Consider the following 17,162-nt stretch of genomic DNA (forward strand, 5'->3'; position numbering starts at 1 on the left):
GTTCTCGGAGCGAGCGCGCGCTGACGTTGGCTGAGCGAGCGCGCCGCCCACGTTGGCTGAGCGAGCGAAGCGAGTCGAAGCCCCTCACGTTCTCCGAGCGAGTCGAAGCCCCTCACGTTCTCCGAGCGAGCGCCAGCGAGACGAGGAGCCCAGCGTCCACCTAGTGCCGGAAGCTGCTCCCCAGGTCCACGCTCAATCGCGGCGCCAGGAACGCGCCCAGCGCCGTCAGCAGCGAGATCACGGTCAGCAGGACCGCCGCCGGCCACCAGTGGCCTCCGGCCCACGCGGTGACCCCTGCGGCGATCATCGGCACGAACCCACCCACGATCGCGGCGCCGTTCGACGACATCGCCACACCGGTGAAGCGGCTGCGCGCCGGGAAGAGCCCGGTGAGGATCGAGCCCATGGCCGCGTACGGAATCGACAGGACCAGCACGGCCAGCGTCATGCCGAGGATCACGAGCGCGGGCACGCGGGTCGTGATCAGCAGGAAGCACGGGAACGCGATGACGGCTGACAGGAGCGCGCCGATGAGGGCGACCTTGCTCGCGCCGGCACGCATGCCGATCTTGCCGGCCAGCAGCAGGATGCCGATCTCGGCGGTCGCGGCGACGAGGTTGCCGGCCAGCATGAGGTTCTTCGACAGCTTCAGCTTCTGCACGCCGTAGTTCACGACGAACGTGGTGACCAGGAAGAACCCGGCGATGCCGAGGAGCGCGGCCAGCAGGCCGACGAGGAACTGCGGGAAGTGCTTGGTGAAGACCTCGACCAGCGGCGCGCGCTCGCGGCTCGCCTCCTCCGCCTCCAACTCGCGGAAGACCGGCGACTCCTCGAGCCGGTTGCGGATCCACAGCGAGACCAGCAGCAGCGGGATGGCGGCCCAGAAGAGGGTACGCCAGCCCCAGCTGGCGAACGCCTCGTTCGACAGCGCGGCGCCGACGGCGAAGAAGCCGCCCGAGCTGAGCAACGTGCCGATGGGGGAGCCGATCTGGGGGATCGACGCATACCAGGAGCGCTTCTCGAGGGGGGCGTTCTCGATGGCGATGGTCATGGCGCCCGACCACTCGCCACCGACGCAGAATCCCTGCAGCAGACGGAGAACGACGAGCATGATCGGCGCGGCGATGCCGATCGAGGCGTAGTTCGGAAGGAAGCCGATGAGGCCGGTGACCAGGCCGATGCCGACGATGGTGATCATGAGGACGGTCTTGCGACCGCGCTTGTCGCCGAGCCAGCCGAAGATCGCGCCGCCCAGCGGCCGGGCGAGGAAGCCGACCGCGAAGGTGGCGAACGAGGACAGCGTGGCGACCGCGGGGTCCTTGGAGGCGAAGTACTGCACGTTGAACACCAGGGCGGACGCCGTGGCGAACAGGAAATAGTCGTACCACTCGAGGGCGGTGCCGACCAGGGCGCCGAACACCACGCGTCGGGTCTGCGACTCATCGATGTGCAACGCGGCGGAGGCTTCGTTGCTGTGAGCCTGCAGGGCGTTCTCGGACATCATGATCCTTCCGCTGGGTTGGTTGACCCTACCGCGGCAGCGAGACGAGGAGTGCGGTTCTACGTTCTCCGAGCGAGCGAGCGCAGCGAGTCGAGGAGTGCGGTTCTACGTTCTCCGAGCGAGCGCAGCGAGTCGAGGAGTGCGGTTCTACGTTCTCCGAGCGAGCGCAGCGAGTCGAGGAGTGGGTTCACGTTCTCCGAGCGAGCGCAGCGAGTCGAGGAGCGCGGTTCTACGTTCTCCGAGCGAGCGCCAGCGAGACGAGGAGCCCGGTTCCACGTTCTCTGAGCGAGCGCAGCGAGACGAGGAGCGACTCAGCTGCCCGGCTCCTCCGTCGCCCGCGCCGGCCGATCGACCGCGTCGTCGCCGCGCGCCTCGGCGTGTTCGCGGATCTCACGCCCCTGGCCGATCAGCTCCTCGCGCTTCTCCTCGGCCTTGTCGCTCGCGCGGGTGTCGCGGGGCGGCAGCTGCAGCGAGCGCTCGGCCTCGATGCCGGCCTGGAGCTGGCGGCTGCGCTCCATCTCGGAGTCGACCTCGGCGCCGAGGAGCAGGGCGTTGTTCGTGATCCAGATCCACAGCAGGAAGATGATCACGCCGCCGAGGGCGCCGTACGTCTTGTTGTAGTTGCCGAAGTTCGCGACATAGAACCCGAACACGACCGACAGCAGGATCCAGATCAGGATCGCGATGATCGAGCCGACGCTCACCCAGCGGAACTTGGGCTGCTGGACGTTGGGCGTCGAGTAATAGAGCAGGGCGACCAGTGCCACGACGATCGCGAGCATCACCGGCCATTTGATGACATTGAAGACCGTGAGGCCGAAAGACCCGAGGCCGAGCATGCGGCCGATCGTCTCTGCGATCGGGCCGCTGACGACCAGACCCACGAGCAGCAGTGCGACCATCACGACGCAGACCAGGGTGATCAGGAGCTGGATGGGGCGCAGCTTCCAGATGGGCCGGCCTTCATCGACCTCATAGATGCGGTTCATGGCGCGCCCGAAGGCACCGACGTAGCCCGACGCCGACCACAGGGCGCCGAGGATGCCGATGACCAGGCCCAGGCCGGAGCCCTTGGACTGCGTCATCTGCTCGATGGGGGCGCGGAGCTGGTCGGCGGCCTCGCCGGGGGCGATGCCGCGGATGAGGTCGAGCATGGCGGCGGTCGTCTGCTCGGCCTGTCCGACGACGCCAAGCAGCGAGACGACGGCCACGAGGCCGGGGAAGAGCGCGAGGACTGAGTAGTAGGTCAGGCCCGCGGCCAAGTCGGTGCACTGGTCGCGGGTGAACTCGGAGAAGGCCTTCTTGCCGGTGAACCGCCAGCTGGTCGCGTGGAGGTCCTCCGGGCCGTCGGGCTTGCGGGGATCGTCGGGAGCGGGTGCGTCAGCCTTCTTCGCGGCGGTGCCATCTGTAGCCATGCCCGCCAGACTATCGACATTTGGCCGGCAGGTATCAGGTCAAGGGCCCAGGACGCCGTTCACCAGGTCCTTCGCCTCGGCCTGAACCTTCTGCAGGTGCTCCTCGCCCACCAGCGATTCCGCATAGATCTTGTATTTGTCCTCGGTGCCCGACGGACGCGCCGCGAACCAGGCGTTCTCGGTCTGCACCTTGAGCCCGCCGATCGGCGCCCCGTTGCCCGGCGCCTCGGTCAGCACGGCGGTGATCTTCTCGCCCGCCAGCTCGGTCGCGTTCACGTCGTCGGCCGACAGGGCCGCGAGCTTCGCCTTCTGCTCGCGGTCGGCCTCGGCGTCGACGCGCGCATAGAACGAGGTCCCGTGGCGCTGCTCGATACCTGCGTACCGCTGTGACGGCGACTCGCCCGTGACGGCCTGGATCTCGGAGGCGAGCAGGGCCAGCAGGATGCCGTCCTTGTCGGTGGTCCACGTCGAGCCGTCCAGCGCCAGGAACGACGCCCCCGCCGACTCCTCGCCGCCGAAGCCCAGGTCGCCCGAGATCAGCCCCGGCACGAACCACTTGAACCCCACCGGCACCTCGACCAGGCGTCGGCCCACGTCGGCCGCGACCTTGTCGATCAGGCTCGAGGACACCAGCGTTTTGCCGATCCCCGCGTCGGCCGACCAGCCGTCGCGATGGGCGAAGAGATATTCGATGGCGACCGCGAGATAGGCGTTCGGGTTCATCAGCCCCGCGTCGGGCGTCACGATGCCGTGACGGTCGGAGTCGGCGTCATTGCCGGTCGCGATCTGATATTTCTCGCGGTTCGCGATGAGCGAGGCCATCGCGTCGGGGGAGCTGCAGTCCATCCGGATCTTGCCGTCGGTGTCGAGGGTCATGAAGCGCCACGTCGGGTCGACGTCGGGGTTCACGACGGTGAGGTCGAGCCCGAGCCGGTCGGCGATGCAGCCCCAGTAGTCGACCGCCGCCCCGCCCATCGGGTCGGCCCCGATGCGTACGCCGGCCTCGCGGATCGCATCGATGTTCAGCGCATGGGGCAGGTCGTCGACGTACGCGGTCATGTAGTCGTAGCGCTGCACGTCGGCGGAGGCGGCCGCGTACGGGCTGCGGTTGATCTCACCCGGCGTACGCATCAGCGCGTTCGCGCGCGCGGCGATCCACTTGGTGGCGTCGGTGTCGGCGGGACCGCCGTTCGGCGGGTTGTACTTGAACCCACCGTCGCGCGGCGGGTTGTGGGACGGCGTGACGACGATGCCGTCGGCGTCGGCCTGCGCCTTCGTGGCGTTGTGGACGATGATCGCGCGGCTGACCGCGGGCGTCGGCGTGTATTCGTCCTCGCGCTCGGCGCGCACGTGCACCCCGTTGGCGTGGAGGACCTCGATGGCGGTCTTCCAGGCCGGCAGCGACAGGGCGTGGGTGTCCTTGCCGAGGAACAGGGGACCGGTCGTCCCCTGCTCGGCGCGGTAGTCGCAGATCGCCTGCGTCGTCGCGGCGATGTGGAGCTCGTTGAACTTGGTGTCGAGGCTCGAACCGCGGTGGCCCGAGGTGCCGAAGGCGACCTGCTGGTCGATGTCGTCCGGGTCGGGCGTGAGGTCGTAGTAGGCGCCGATGACGGCGTCGACGTCGATGAGGTCCTCGGGACGGGCCGGCTGTCCTGCGCGCTCGTGTGCCATGACCCGATCCTAGGATGCGGCGCTCGGCGGTCCGGGGCGGGGCGTCAGGAGCGCCGCGCCCGGTACGCCGCCACGGCGTTGCGGTTGCCGCACGTGGTGCTGCAGTAGCGGCGCGAGCGGTTGCGGGACAGGTCCAGCACCAGAGCCTCACAGCCGTCGTCGGCGCAGACCGACAGCCGAGAGTGCTCGTCGTGGCGGATGACGTCGACCATGGCCATGGCCGTCTCGACCTTCACGCTCGTGGCGAGCGGCGCGTCGTCGGGCACCGCGTGGATGTGCCAGTCCTGGTCGTCGTGGCGCACCAGGCGGGGGACCGCGCCGGCCTCGGCGAGGAACGCGTTGACCAGTGCGGCGGCGACCTCGCGGTCGGCGAGCAGGAGCGTACGCAGGGGAGCGCGCAGGTCGCGGAGGGCGTCGAGCTCGGCCCGGTCGCGGTCGTGGCGCCCGGTGTAGCCCCACGCGTGGAGGAACGCGTCGAGGTCGGCGACGGTCGTCAGGGTGTCCGGCGTCTCGCCCGAGTTCACGAGCGCGACGGCGGACGCGAGCGCCATCTCGGTGTCATGGCCAAAGATCACGTTGACACATTACACGACGGTGCGTACGGTCATGAGTCATGACCACTCTTGCCGATGACACCCGCACCGTCGAGACCGCGCCCTCGCGCATGGCTTCGGGGCTCGCGTTCGCACTGGTCTCGGCGCTCACGTTCGGGCTGTCGGGCTCGTTGGCGACCGGACTGCTCCGGTCGGGCTGGTCGCCGGGGGCCGCCGTCCTCGCGCGCATCACGGTCGCGGCGATCGTCCTGGTGGTCCCCGCCGTCCGCGCCCTCCGCGGCCGCTGGCACCTCCTGCGCACCCACGCGGGGACGATCCTCGCGTACGGCCTGATCGCGATCGCGGGCTGCCAGCTCTGCTATTTCCTCGGCGTGGAACGGGTTCCGGTGGCGGTGGCGCTGCTGATCGAATACACCGCGCCGGTCGCGGTGCTGCTGTGGCTGTGGCTCATCCGCGGGCAGCGCCCGACCTGGGTGACGGTCGCCGGCGGGATCGTGGCGGGCGGGGGGCTCGCACTCGTCGTCGGCATCACTGGCGGCGTCGCGCTCGACGTCGCCGGCGTGCTCTGGTCGCTCGGCGCGATGGTCGGCGCGGCGGTCTATTTCATCTTGTCCGGCAACGAATCCGAGCTGCCGCCCCTCACGCTGGCGGGCGGCGGGCTGGTGGTCGGGACCGTTGTCCTGGGGCTGGCCGGGCTGGTCGGGATCGTCCCGATGGCGGCGACCACGCTGCCGGCCGCGTACGCCGGCGTCACCGTCCCGTGGTGGCTGCCCGTCCTCGGGCTGGGGGTGGTGACGGCGGCGATCGCTTACACCACCGGCATCGCGGGTGCCCGCCGACTCGGGTCGCGACTGGCGTCGTTCGTGGCGCTGTCGGAGGTGCTCGCGGCGGTGCTGTTCGCGTGGCTGCTGCTGGCCCAGCTCCCGCGGCCGGTGCAGTTGTTGGGCGGTGCCCTCATCCTGGCCGGGGTCGTGCTGGTCCGCGTGGGGGAGACGCCGCGTCGACGCCGGTTGCCGAAGGCTGGAAGAATGCCCGCATGACGTCTGCGAACTTCGGCCGTGCCATGGACCTGTCCGCCCTCAAGAACAAGGCCCAGTCGGCGCCCGCCGGTGGTGCGCCGGGAGGTAATGCCGGTTCGGCGCAGGGGAGCGGCTATGTGATGCAGGTCGGTGACGTCGCCGCGTTCGAGTCGCTGCTCACCAAGTCGATGCAGCACGTCGTCGTGGTCGAGTTCTTCTCCGTCCGCGCCCAGGGCGGCGACCAGCTGTCGAAGGACCTCGCCGACCTCGCGAACGCCGCGGGTGGCAAGTGGCTGCTCGCGCGCGTCGACTGCGACCAGAACCCCGAGATCGCACAGGCGCTCGGCGTGTCCGGCGTGCCCACCGTCGTCGCCGTGATCGGCGGCCAGCTCGCCCCGCTGTTCCAGGGCGTCCAGCCGCGCCCGCAGGTCGAGGCCGTGCTCGAGCAGGTCATGCAGGCCGCCGCCGCCAACGGCGTCATGGGCAAGGCCGAGCCGGTCGGCGGCGCACCCGCGCCGGAGGGTGAGGCCGAGGAGTCGGCCCCCGACCCGCGGTACGCGGCCGCGTACGACGCCATGGAAGTCGGCGACTTCGCCAAAGCCGTGGAGGAGTTCGACAAGGTGCTGGCCGCGACGCCGGGCGACACCGAGGCCCAGGCCGGGCGCGCCCAGGCTGGGCTGCTGGCGCGGTCGATGGGGCTGTCGGGCGACGAGATCGCGAAGGCCGACGCCGATCCGAGCGACGTCGACGCGCAGCTCGCGGCGGCCGACGCCCACCTGGTGCAGGGCGAGTCGGCGGCGGCGTTCGAGCGCCTGATCGGCCTGGTCCGGCGTACGTCGGGGGACGAGCGCGACAAGGTACGCAAGCACCTGCTCGAGCTGTTCGAGACGATCGGCAACGCCGATCCGGCGGTGCTGAAGGCGCGTCGCGACCTGATGACCGCGCTGTTCTGACCGGTCACGCTGGCGGAGCGCGGAACGAGTCCACGCTGGCTGAGCGCGGAACGAGTCGACGTTGGCTGAGCGAGTAACGAGTCGAAGCCCCTGGTGGTCACGTTGGCTGAGCGAGGAACGAGTCGAAGCCCCTGCGGGTCCACGTTGGCTGAGCGAGGAACGAGTCGAAGCCCCTGCGGGTTCACGTTGGCTGAGCGAGGAACGAGTCGAAGCCCCTGCGGGTTCACGTTGGCTGAGCGAGGAACGAGTCGAAGCCCCTGCGGGTTCACGTTGGCTGAGCGAGGAACGAGTCGAAGCCACGCTCTCCGAGCCAGCGCTTCGCCTTGGCTGCGCCGCGACTCGCCCAGCACAGGCTCCGCGAGAACGAGGAGTCATCCCGGCAGCCTGACCTGGTCCCACTCACCGACGTCGCACTGCCCGTCCGCGTTGGTCCCCGTCCCCACCATCGTTCCATCGCCGCGCAGACCCAGCGTGTGCGTGGATCCGGCGGCGACCGTGACGATGTCGCGCCAGCCGCTCACGTCACACTGACCCTGGGAGTCGTCGCCCGTCGCAAACACCCGCCCATCAGCCGTGATAGCAACGGTGTGCTGGCTTCCTGCGTCCACGGCCACGACGTCATTCCAGTCATCGACGACACAGGCACCCGCTGACCTGTCCCCGGTCGCGACCACCCGCCCGTCGCGTCGCAGCCCCACCGTGTGGAGATGTCCCGCGGCGACGGCGATGAGGTCCCTCCATCCGTCGACCGCACACTGCCCTCGCTGGCTGTTGCCCGCGGCCACCGCCGAGCCATCGGCCATGACGCCCACGGAATGCCAGTCACCACAGGAGATCGCGGTGACCTCGCGCCAGGCTTCCACCGCGCAGGCCCCCTCGTTGGGGCGGCCGCTGGCGACGACATTGCCGTCGGCGAGGAGCCCGAGCGTACGCCGCCACCCGGCCGCGATGGCGGTGACTTCGCGCCACGACTCGATGTCGCACTGGCCGTCACCGTTCCAACCGGTGGCTCGGAGGGTGCCGTCGGCGAGCAGGGCGACCGAGTGTGATCGGCCGGTGTTCCTTGCGGTATGGACATTCCCGGCGGCGAGGGCGACGACATCCTTCCATTCCGCGACTCGGCACTCGCTGGCGGAACCATTCCCCGTGGCCAGGACGGTGCCGTCGTGGCGCAGGGCGAGGGAGTGGCGTCGTCCGGCGGCAATCACGTGCCTCATGGCTGACTCCCTTCTTCGTGGTGGGACGGCCATCTTCTCGTAGTAGGGGCCGCGGTTGGGGCGCGGGCCGGGCTCCGCGAGCTTCGTCTTGCGGCTGGGACGCCGGGCCGCAGGCTCGTTGGTCGCGTTGGGTTCGCGGCGTCTTTACGCCGCTTCGCCGAACTCGCGGCCGCCCTGCCCCCGCCCCAACCGCGTCGACGTTCCCCGAGCCCACGCTGGCTGAGCGAGGAACAAGTCGAAGCCACTTTGGTTCACGCTGGCTGAGCGAGGAACGAGTCGAAGCCACTTTGGTTCACGCTGGCTGAGCGAGGAACGAGTCGAAGCCACTTTGGTTCACGCTGGCTGAGCGAGGCACGAGTCGAAGCCATCCGTGGACGATGTGCGGAGATCGCGCCTCTGACAGGCGAAGAGGGGGCGAGGCGGCCGATCTCTGCACATCGTCCAGCGTTCTCCGAGCGAGCGCTTCACCGCTCCGCCGGGCGGCCTCGCCCAGCACAGGCTCCGCGGGTCGAGGACCCCGCGCTGGCTGAGCGAGGAACGAGTCGAAGCCACCGCCCGCGGGTCACGTTGGCTGAGCGACGCAGGAGTCGAAGCCACCTGCCCGCGATCCCCTTCCCCACAAGAAAAAAATAGTTCGAGATTCTTTTCGCAGAACCCCGTTCTGGACCCGAATTTGTCAGACCCCCTTCCTAGGCTGGAACCATCACCACACCCCAGGGAGGCACATCATGGACGACCTCACCGAACACCTACTGGCCAAGGGAAAACCCGACCGCACCGCGGTCATCCTCGGCCTCAAAGACGCCGCCGACCGCCAACGCCAAGCAGAGATCGACCAGGTCGCGCTGGTCGCCGCCGCAGCGAAGGCGTACGCCTGGATCGACGAACCCCTACCCGACAACGATTCCGCACCATCGGTCCTCCACGGCGAACGCCTGATCGTCCTCGGCGGGGACGGCACCCCGCAGGTCGCCGAGTTCTGCACCCTCGAAGTCGGCCCAGCGCTCGGGATTTCCCCGGACGCGGCGGCCCAGCTCATCGCCGACGTCCTCGACCTGCGCCACCGCCACCCCAAGCTGTGGGCACTCGTGATCGGCGGCTACATTCGCGTGTTCGCCGCCCGCAAAGTCGCCCAACTCACCCGCACCCGCGAACTCACACACAAGATGGCCGGGGAAGTCGACCGGAAACTCGCGCCGTTCGCCCCGCAATACACCGTCACCCGGCTGCTGAACCAGGCCGAACTGCTGTGCGATGTGGTCGACCCCGACGGTGCCGAAGCACGACGGAAAGCCGCACTGGAGCGACGCTTCGTCACCGTTCGGCCAGGGGAGGCCGGGACCGCGCTCGTCACCGGGCAGGTCGACGGCCCCGCCGGGCTCCGCCTCGACAAGACCATCACCCAACTCGCCGGCATCCTCCGCGACGCCGGACGCCGAGACTCGTCCGACGAAGACGGCACCGTCGTCGATGGTGCAGGTGCCGATAGTGCTCGTGTCGATGGTGCTCGTGTCGATCCCTTGGACCAGGAGTTCGCCGTGCTCCGCGCCCAGGCGCTCGAGCTCCTCGCCGACCCAGCCCGCGCCGGACGCGTCCTCGGCTCCGGAACCCTCGACTTCGATGACGCCGAAGGGCATGCCGGCACCCTGCCCGCACGCAAGGACCACCTCGAACTCGTGGTCCACGTCCGCCCCGACCAGGTCGACCGCGGTGCCGGCGGAGAGGTCACCGGCCTCGGCTCTGTCGCCCGTTCCCAACTGGGCGCACTGCTCGCGAACGCCGCGAAGGTGACCGTGCGGCCCGTCCTCGACCCAGATATGCCCCACGTGACCGTCGGCTACGAACCCACCGAGGCGCAGCGCCGGGAAGTGTTGCTGCGGGAGGAATACGAGGCGTTCCCGTTCTCCACACGGCGCTCGGCCGGGAAGTTCATCGATCTGGATCACATCGTGGAGTTCCCGCTCGGTGCGACGTGCACGACGAATCTGACGCCGCTGTCGAAGCGGGTCCATCGCGCCAAGACCTTCGGCGGGTTCACCACCACCCCCGTCCGCCCCGGCGTGAAGCACTGGAGAACACCCACCGGGCAGGAGTTCTGGACCACACCCCACGGCACCTACACCCGCAACCCCGACACCGACCTGATCATCGACCCGACCGGAACCCGACGACGCATCCGCCAGGCGACCCGACGAGCCGCCGAACTCGCCGAGAACCGCGCCAAACAACGGATTCGCGACGAAGCACGAGCCGCCGCGGCAAAGGTGTTCGCTCGGATGAGCCCAGCCCTCATCCCCTTGGCGGAGGAGACGGCCGCAGCTTGACCGTTGTGCCCACATGCGACCGTCCCGCTCGGAGACCTCCCCGGCGGGTGCGAAGCATGCCCTGATGCATAGGGTCATTCCATGGGGGATCTTCAGAACGGTGACTTCTCCCGCTTCTCGGAGGCGGGCTGGGGCGTGCGGAAGCAGGGGCTGGACTGCTCCCGGGCGTCGGCGTCGAACGGCAGGATGAGCATCGAGTTCACCAACGCCCACCAGGGGAAGTTCTTCCTGTTCCTCGAACGCCGGGGCTCGTGGTATCGCGCCGATGAGTCCTTGGCGTACCTCGTGGATGCCGCTGGCCACGAGGACGAAGTGGCCACGACACTGATCGACTGGCTGCCCCGCCTGACGCCTCGGAGCTTCCGGAAGTTGATCCGCGACGTGGTGCGCACGGGCTCCGTCGTGGAGACCGAGGTCAGGGGTGAGTGGATGAACGTCGCCGACGAGTGACCCGGCCCCGCCAGACCTTCACGGACGCGGTCCCGCCCGCCCGTCCTCGATGTAGTCCACCTGTCCCTGCGCCAGCCCCAGCGCGTGCCTCAACCGCCGCGCCGACAGCTCCGACACGTGCTCGCCCAGCCGCTCCGGCTCGACCCAGTGCAACTCGGCGATCTCGCTCTCCTGCTTGACGATCCGCGCGATCGTCGCCTCGTCCAGCACGCCGCCGTCGAAGATGAACTCCAGGGCGTCGTCCCAGCCGAGGTAGGGCGGCATCCAGTCCACCACCAGCAGGCGCAGGTCCTCGACCGTGATTCCGGGTTCCTCCTGCAGTTCCCGCGACGCACCCAACCGCGGCGACTCGTGCTGCTCGACCACGCCACCGGGCAACTCGAAGTCGTCCTTGAAATGCGTGTCACACAGGAGAATGCGGCCGGCGGAGTCCCGCAGCACCACGTGCCCGATCACCCGCTTGGTGGCCAGCACCGTGTTCATGACCCCTGAGAATCCAGCCGGCCCATAGACGATGTCGTCGGCGAGCCTCGCGTACATGTGGACGTCGGTCCACGAGCCATCGGGAAGCCGGAAGGCCTGCCGGCGTACGCCTTCCAGCCGGAACCCGGCCCTGTGCACCGCACGCCGCGCCATCGCGTCCGCCGCAGGCAGGGCGACCTCGACGCGGTGCAACCCCTTGTCGAGCAGGGAATCATCGGCGGCCAGGCTCACCGCCGACGCCAGCGTCTCCGCGTCGGTCGGGGCCGACCACTGCAGCTCGCCGACCCCCTCCTGGGTGACGTGGACGCTGATCGAGAACTCAGTCACGCTCGTCGCGCCCCGCAGCCCCCGGTCCGGAGGCGGCAACACCGGACTCACCGGCGTCGCGCCCCGCCTCCTCCGACTCGCGACGGCCCACGGCCTCGGCCTCCGCGCGGTGGGCGGCCTCGACCTCGGGCGACACGCGCGCGGCGTCGAGCGCGACAGACTCGTTGTCGCCGATCCCCGCCGGATCGAACCGCAACCACACAGCACCCAGTGGAGGCACCACCAAGGACGCGCTCGCGGCCTGGTCGTTCCACGGCATGTCGGTCGCGATGACCTGGCCGTTGAGCCACTGGCCGTTGCCGTCGAACTCGGGGTCGTCGGTGTTCAGCACCTCGCGCCACGCGCCGGCCACGGGCAGGCCGATGCGATAGCCCTCGCGCACCTCCGGGGAGAAGTTCACGACCGCCGCGACCATGTCGCCCTCGCCGTCGAACCGCAGGAAAGAGAAGACGTTCCCGCCGGCGTCGTTGGCGTTGATCCACGCGAATCCCGAGGGGTCGGAGTCCTTCGCCCACAGGGCGGGCGTCGCCCGATAGAGCTCGTTGAGCCGGCGGAACAGCAACTGGAGCCCGCGGTGACCCCACAGGTCCGACACCCACCACTCGAGACCCTTGGTCTCGCTGAACTCCGAGCGCTGACCGAACTCGTTGCCCATGAAGGTCAGCATCTTGCCGGGATGGGACCACATGAACGCATAGAACGCCCGCAGGGTCGCGAACTTGCGCCAGTCGTCCTGCGGCACCTTGGTGACCATCGATCCCTTGCCGTGCACGACCTCGTCGTGGCTGATCGGCAGGACGAAGTTCTCCGAGAACGCATAGACGAGCGAGAACGTCATGTCGTGGTGGTGGTACTGCCGGTGCATCGGGTCGCGCTGCAGATAGGACAGCGAGTCGTTCATCCAACCCATGTTCCACTTGAACCCGAAGCCGAGCCCGTCGTGGTGCACCGGACGCGTGACGCCGGGCCACGACGTCGACTCCTCGGCGATCGTCATGACACCGGGCACGCGCTCATAGAGGTGCTTGTTCACATAGCGCAGGAAGTCCACGGCCTCGAGGTTCTCGCGGCCGCCATACTTGTTCGGCACCCAGTTGTCGCCGCGCGAATAGTCGAGATAGAGCATCGAGGCCACCGCGTCGACGCGCAGGCCGTCGATGTGGAACTCCTCGATCCAATACAGGGCGTTCGAGACCAGGAACGACTTCACCTCGTTGCGCCCGAAGTTGAACACGTACGTTCCCCAGTCGGGCTGCTCGCCCTGGCGCGGGTCGGCGTGCTCATAGAGGGCGGTGCCGTCGAAGCGGCCGAGCGCCCACTCGTCCTTCGGGAAGTGACCGGGCACCCAGTCCATGATCACGCCGATGCCGGCCTGGTGGAGGCGGTCGATCAGATAGCGCAGTTCGTCCGGCGTGCCGAACGGCGACATCGGCGCGAAATAGCCCGTCACCTGATAGCCCCAGGACGGCGCGTACGGGTGCTGCGCCAGCGGCAGGAACTCGACGTGCGTGTATCCCTGCCAAGACACGTATTCCACGAGCTCGTCGGCCAGTTCGAGATAGGTCTTGCCCGGGCGCCAACCGCCCATGTGGACCTCGTAGATCGACATCGGCTCCGCGTGCGGGCGGCTCGCCGCGCGGCGCTCCAGCCACGCGGCGTCGTTCCACTCGTAGTGCGACTTCGTCACGATCGAGCCCGTCGCCGGCGGTCCCTGCGCGAATCGCGCCATGGGGTCGGCGCGGTCGATCCAACGCCCGTCGGCCCCGTGCACCTTGAACTTGTAGACCGTGCCCTCGCCGACGCCGGGCACGAAGATGCCCCACACGCCCGACCCCGGGATCAACTGCATCGGATGGGAACCGCCGTCCCACCCGTTGAAGTCGCCGACGAGCGCGACCTCGCGGGCGTTGGGTGCCCACACGGTGAAGCGCGTGCCGGTCACCTGCCCGCCGCCCTCGTCCTCGATGGAGACGACGTGCGCGCCCAGCCGCTTCCACAGCTCGGTGTCACCGCCGGAGTGCAGTCCTTCGAAGTCCCAGCCCTGCAGGCCGCCGAACGTGTCCATGGTCATCGGTTGTCCTCCGTGCTCGTGGGTTCGTGTGTGGTGTGGTGGTCGGCCTGCGTCGCCAGCGCCGCGAGGGCCGACAGCGGGAACGGCAGCCAGTCCGGCCGGTTCCGCGCCTCATACATCACTTCATAGATCGCCTTGTCCGCCATGTACGCCCGCAGCACGAGCGCCTCGTCGGCCGTGGCGGCGCGCCCCGACCGGTACGCCTCCTCGAACGCCCGCGAGCAGGCCTCGACCCAGGCGCTGGCAGCCCCCGCGTCGGCGCCGTCGAGCGTGGCCGCAGCCCCCGCATAGTCGAACGAGCGCAGCATTCCCGCGACATCGCGCCACGGGGTGTCGGCCTCGCGACGCTCGTCGAGCGTCTTCAGCGGCTCGCCCTCGAAGTCGATGATCTTCCACCGCCGTACGCCGTCGGCGTCGGCCGCCATCAACGTCTGGCCGAGGTGGAAGTCGCCGTGGACGCGCTGGACCTCGAAGTCCACGTGGGCCACCGACTCCAGCGTCCCTCTCAGTCCATCGGCCAGCCCAGCCAGCTCCGGCGCCAGCGGCACCGTCGCCTCGAGCCGGCGCAGCATGGCCGGTGTCACCGAGGCACCCGAACGCGTCGACGTGCCGAACCGCTCCGCCAGGGCCCCGTGGACCTCCGCCAGCGCCGACCCCAGAGCCGCCGCGTCCTCGGTGAACGGGCGCCCTTCGCGGCACGCGGCCACGGCCAGGTCCCACCCGTCCTCGGCCTCGCGCAGCTGCTCGACGAGCATGCCGGCGTCGGCCGCGAGGGTCTCGCCGTCGTGCTGCCACGTGACCTCGATCCACCCGAACAGCCGCGCGGCGTTCGCCACGTCGCCGCCGAACGCGTCGTGCACCTCGATGTCGAGGTTGCGTCCGAGCTCGAGCCGGCGGAACAGCTTCAGCATCGCCACGTCGGCATACATGATCGACGTGTTCGACTGCTGGCCGCCGAACACCCGCGGCGCCAGTCCGGCCGTCAGTCCGGTCGCGTCCGGCAGGTGGCTCGTCACCGAACCGCGCTCGTCGGCGTGCTCGGCCTCGCCGAGCATCATCGCCAGCAGGAGGTCGAGCGCGACCGGGTCGCGCGTCGCGTCGTGCACCTCGACGGAGCCGAGGTCGTCCAGCGGCGCCGACCCGATCAGCGAGTCGGACGACCCCACCGAGTCCGCGTCGCGATAGGCCAACGGGAGCAGATAGAAGTGGGTTTCGCGGTCACCGTCGTCGTACGCGACCTCCGCGATCTCGAACCGCACCAGGGGAAGCTCGTCGGCCACCGTCAGCGCCGGCAGCGCCGTCAGCGACACCAGCGAGCCGTCGCGGCCCTTGCCGCCGAACCAGCGCGCGCCCTGCATGTGCTGCCACAGCAGCGATCGCCGGTCGTCGTCACCCTTCCCGAACAGCTTCTCGAACATGTCAGCCACCCACGATCGGGATCGCGCCGGTGCGCTCGTCCTCGAGCACCGGCAGGTCGGGATCGTGCGCCATGATGCGCAGCCACAGGAATCCGTGGGCGGCCACCTCGACCTCGTACGCGTGGGCCGTGTCCTCGTCGATCGGGTGGTGGTCCTGGTCGCGCAGCAGGTCGAACGGCACCAGACCGCGGAATGGCGACAGGTCGAGCGTCACGGTCTGGGCCTGCGACGACAGGTTGTTCACACACAGCACGGCCACGCGCGGCTCGTCGGGACCGCCGCGATGTGAACGCAGGAAGGAGAACACCGCATCGTTGTCCCCACCGAGGTCCTCGAACGTGCCGAGCCCGAACACCGGGTGGTTGCGCCGGATCACGAGGATCGCGCGCAGCCACAGCAGCAGCGAGCCCGGGTCCATCATCTGCGCCTCGACGTTCACCGCCGACTTCCCGTACGCCGGGTCCTGCACCAACGGGAGATAGAACGAGTCCTCATCGCCCTCGGAGAACCCCGCGCCGTCGACGTCGGACCACTGCATGGGAGTGCGTACGCCGTCGCGGTCGTGCAGCCAGATGTTGTCGCCCATGCCGATCTCGTCGCCGTAGTACAGGACGGGCGAACCGGGCAGGGCCAGCAGCAGGGCGTGCAGCAGGTGGATGCGCTTGATGTCACCGTCGACGAGCGGAGCCAGCCGGCGCCGGATGCCGATGTTGCACTTCATGCGGGGGTCCGGCGCGTACTCGTTCCACATGTATTCGCGGTCGGCGTCGCTCACCATCTCGAGCGTCAGCTCGTCGTGGTTGCGCAGGAACGTGCCCCACTGGCAGCCCGGCGGGATCTCCGGGGTGTCGGCGAGGATCTCCGAGATGCACGCGCGCGACTCCTGCCGCAGGCCCATGTAGAGCCGCGGCATGACGGGGAAGTGGAACGCCATCTGGCACTCGTCGTCGTCGCCGAAATATTCCACGACGTCGTGGGGCCACTGGTTGGCCTCGCACAGCAGGATGCGGCCGGGGAACTCCTCGTCAACCATTCTCCTGACCTGCTTGAGGATCGCGTGGGTCCCGCCGAGGTTCTCGCAGTTCGTGCCGTCCTCCTCGATGAGGTAGGGGACGGCGTCGAGGCGGAACCCGTCGATGCCCTTCTCCAGCCAGAAGCGGATCGCGTCCATGACGTCGCGCACGACGTTGGGGTTCTCGAAGTTCAGGTCGGGCTGGTGGTGATAGAAGCGGTGCCAGAACCACTGCCCGCGCACCCCGTCGTACGCCCAGTTCGACGGCTGGTGGTCGACGAAGATGACGCGCGCGTCGCCATACGTGCGTGGCGGCGTCCCCTCGGGGTCGTTCGGGTCGGCGTCGGCCCACACGTAGTAGTCGCCGTACGGCCCCTGCGGGTCGGCGCGCGACTCCTGGAACCACGGGTGCTGGTCGCTCGTGTGGTTCATGACGAAGTCGATGATGATGCGGATGCCGCGCTCGTGGGCGCCCTCGATGAACTCTTCGAACTCCTCGAGCGTGCCGAGCACCGGCAGGACGCCGGTGTAGTCGGCCACGTCGTAGCCGCCGTCGCCGAGCGGCGACGGGAAGAACGGCGGCAGCCAGATGCAGTCGACGCCCAGCCACTGGAGGTAGTCGAGCTTTTCCTTCAGGCCGGCGAAGTCGCCGACCCCGTCGCCGTTGGAGTCGCGGAAGCTGCGGACCATCACCTCATAGAAGACGGCCTTCTTGAACCACTCGTCGTCATGGGGGTCCATGCCGGC

General features: G+C 69.2%; 13 protein-coding genes. 4 read left to right on the forward strand and 9 right to left on the reverse strand.

The features are described from left to right. Window positions 1-160: 160 nt before the first annotated feature. From ACYVAG_RS07205 to ACYVAG_RS07220, 4 genes are all read right to left on the reverse strand, one after another. On the reverse strand, window positions 161-1,501 hold the full coding sequence (locus ACYVAG_RS07205; protein WP_460768350.1) for an MFS transporter: 1,341 nt from the start codon (window positions 1,499-1,501) through the stop codon (window positions 161-163). A gap of 311 nt (window positions 1,502-1,812) precedes the next feature. Beyond that, window positions 1,813-2,916: a YihY/virulence factor BrkB family protein gene (locus tag ACYVAG_RS07210; protein ID WP_460768352.1), complete on the reverse strand. Its 1,104-nt coding sequence runs from the start codon at window positions 2,914-2,916 to the stop codon at window positions 1,813-1,815. Window positions 2,917-2,955: 39 nt separating this feature from the next. Continuing rightward, window positions 2,956-4,587, reverse strand: a complete 1,632-nt coding sequence (gene pgm / locus ACYVAG_RS07215) for a phosphoglucomutase (alpha-D-glucose-1,6-bisphosphate-dependent) (RefSeq protein WP_460768354.1) — start codon at window positions 4,585-4,587, stop codon at window positions 2,956-2,958. A 44-nt stretch (window positions 4,588-4,631) separates the two neighbouring features. Beyond that, window positions 4,632-5,162, reverse strand: a complete 531-nt coding sequence (locus ACYVAG_RS07220; RefSeq protein WP_460768356.1) for a CGNR zinc finger domain-containing protein — start codon at window positions 5,160-5,162, stop codon at window positions 4,632-4,634. Window positions 5,163-5,200: 38 nt separating this feature from the next. Here ACYVAG_RS07220 and ACYVAG_RS07225 point away from each other — a divergent pair, with 38 nt between their 5' ends. Continuing rightward, window positions 5,201-6,181, forward strand: a complete 981-nt coding sequence (locus tag ACYVAG_RS07225; RefSeq protein ID WP_460768358.1) for an EamA family transporter — start codon at window positions 5,201-5,203, stop codon at window positions 6,179-6,181. Continuing rightward, window positions 6,178-7,113, forward strand: coding sequence for a co-chaperone YbbN (locus tag ACYVAG_RS07230; protein ID WP_460768359.1), 936 nt, complete (start codon window positions 6,178-6,180; stop codon window positions 7,111-7,113). Before ACYVAG_RS07225 ends, ACYVAG_RS07230 begins: the two co-directional genes overlap by 4 nt. Before the next feature lie 371 nt (window positions 7,114-7,484). Here ACYVAG_RS07230 and ACYVAG_RS07235 read toward each other — a convergent pair whose 3' ends face one another. Continuing rightward, window positions 7,485-8,330 carry an RCC1 domain-containing protein gene (locus ACYVAG_RS07235; RefSeq protein WP_460768361.1) on the reverse strand — a complete coding sequence of 282 codons (846 nt, stop codon included), beginning with the start codon at window positions 8,328-8,330 and terminating at the stop codon, window positions 7,485-7,487. A 728-nt stretch (window positions 8,331-9,058) separates the two neighbouring features. On the opposite strand from ACYVAG_RS07235, the gene ACYVAG_RS07240 reads away from it, so the two are divergent. Together ACYVAG_RS07240 and ACYVAG_RS07245 are read left to right on the forward strand one after the other, a co-directional pair. Next, window positions 9,059-10,654 (forward strand): DUF222 domain-containing protein, encoded by a 1,596-nt coding sequence (locus ACYVAG_RS07240; protein ID WP_460768362.1) that lies wholly within the window; start codon window positions 9,059-9,061, stop codon window positions 10,652-10,654. An 81-nt stretch (window positions 10,655-10,735) separates the two neighbouring features. Continuing rightward, window positions 10,736-11,104 (forward strand): hypothetical protein, encoded by a 369-nt coding sequence (locus ACYVAG_RS07245; RefSeq protein ID WP_460768364.1) that lies wholly within the window; start codon window positions 10,736-10,738, stop codon window positions 11,102-11,104. 18 nt (window positions 11,105-11,122) lie between these two features. Here the strand turns inward: ACYVAG_RS07245 and ACYVAG_RS07250 are convergent, their stop codons facing one another. Genes ACYVAG_RS07250 through treS form a run of 4 tightly spaced genes read right to left on the reverse strand, consistent with a single transcriptional unit; the run spans window position 11,123 to window position 17,156 of the window. Next, window positions 11,123-11,914, reverse strand: coding sequence for an NUDIX hydrolase (locus ACYVAG_RS07250; protein WP_460768365.1), 792 nt, complete (start codon window positions 11,912-11,914; stop codon window positions 11,123-11,125). After that, on the reverse strand, window positions 11,907-13,985 hold the full coding sequence (gene glgB / locus ACYVAG_RS07255) for a 1,4-alpha-glucan branching protein GlgB (protein ID WP_460768366.1): 2,079 nt from the start codon (window positions 13,983-13,985) through the stop codon (window positions 11,907-11,909). Before glgB ends, ACYVAG_RS07250 begins: the two co-directional genes overlap by 8 nt. Further along, the gene (locus tag ACYVAG_RS07260) at window positions 13,982-15,403 is read right to left on the reverse strand and encodes a maltokinase N-terminal cap-like domain-containing protein (RefSeq protein WP_460768368.1); all 1,422 of its coding nucleotides are present in this window, start codon (window positions 15,401-15,403) and stop codon (window positions 13,982-13,984) included. The genes glgB and ACYVAG_RS07260 overlap by 4 nt, the downstream gene beginning before the upstream one ends. 1 nt (window position 15,404) lies before the next feature. After that, entirely contained in the window at window positions 15,405-17,156 is a 1,752-nt protein-coding gene (gene treS, locus ACYVAG_RS07265; RefSeq protein ID WP_460768648.1) for a maltose alpha-D-glucosyltransferase, read from the reverse strand. Between the last annotated feature and the right edge of the window lie 6 nt (window positions 17,157-17,162).

It is taken from the genome of Mariniluteicoccus flavus (genome assembly GCF_054776655.1).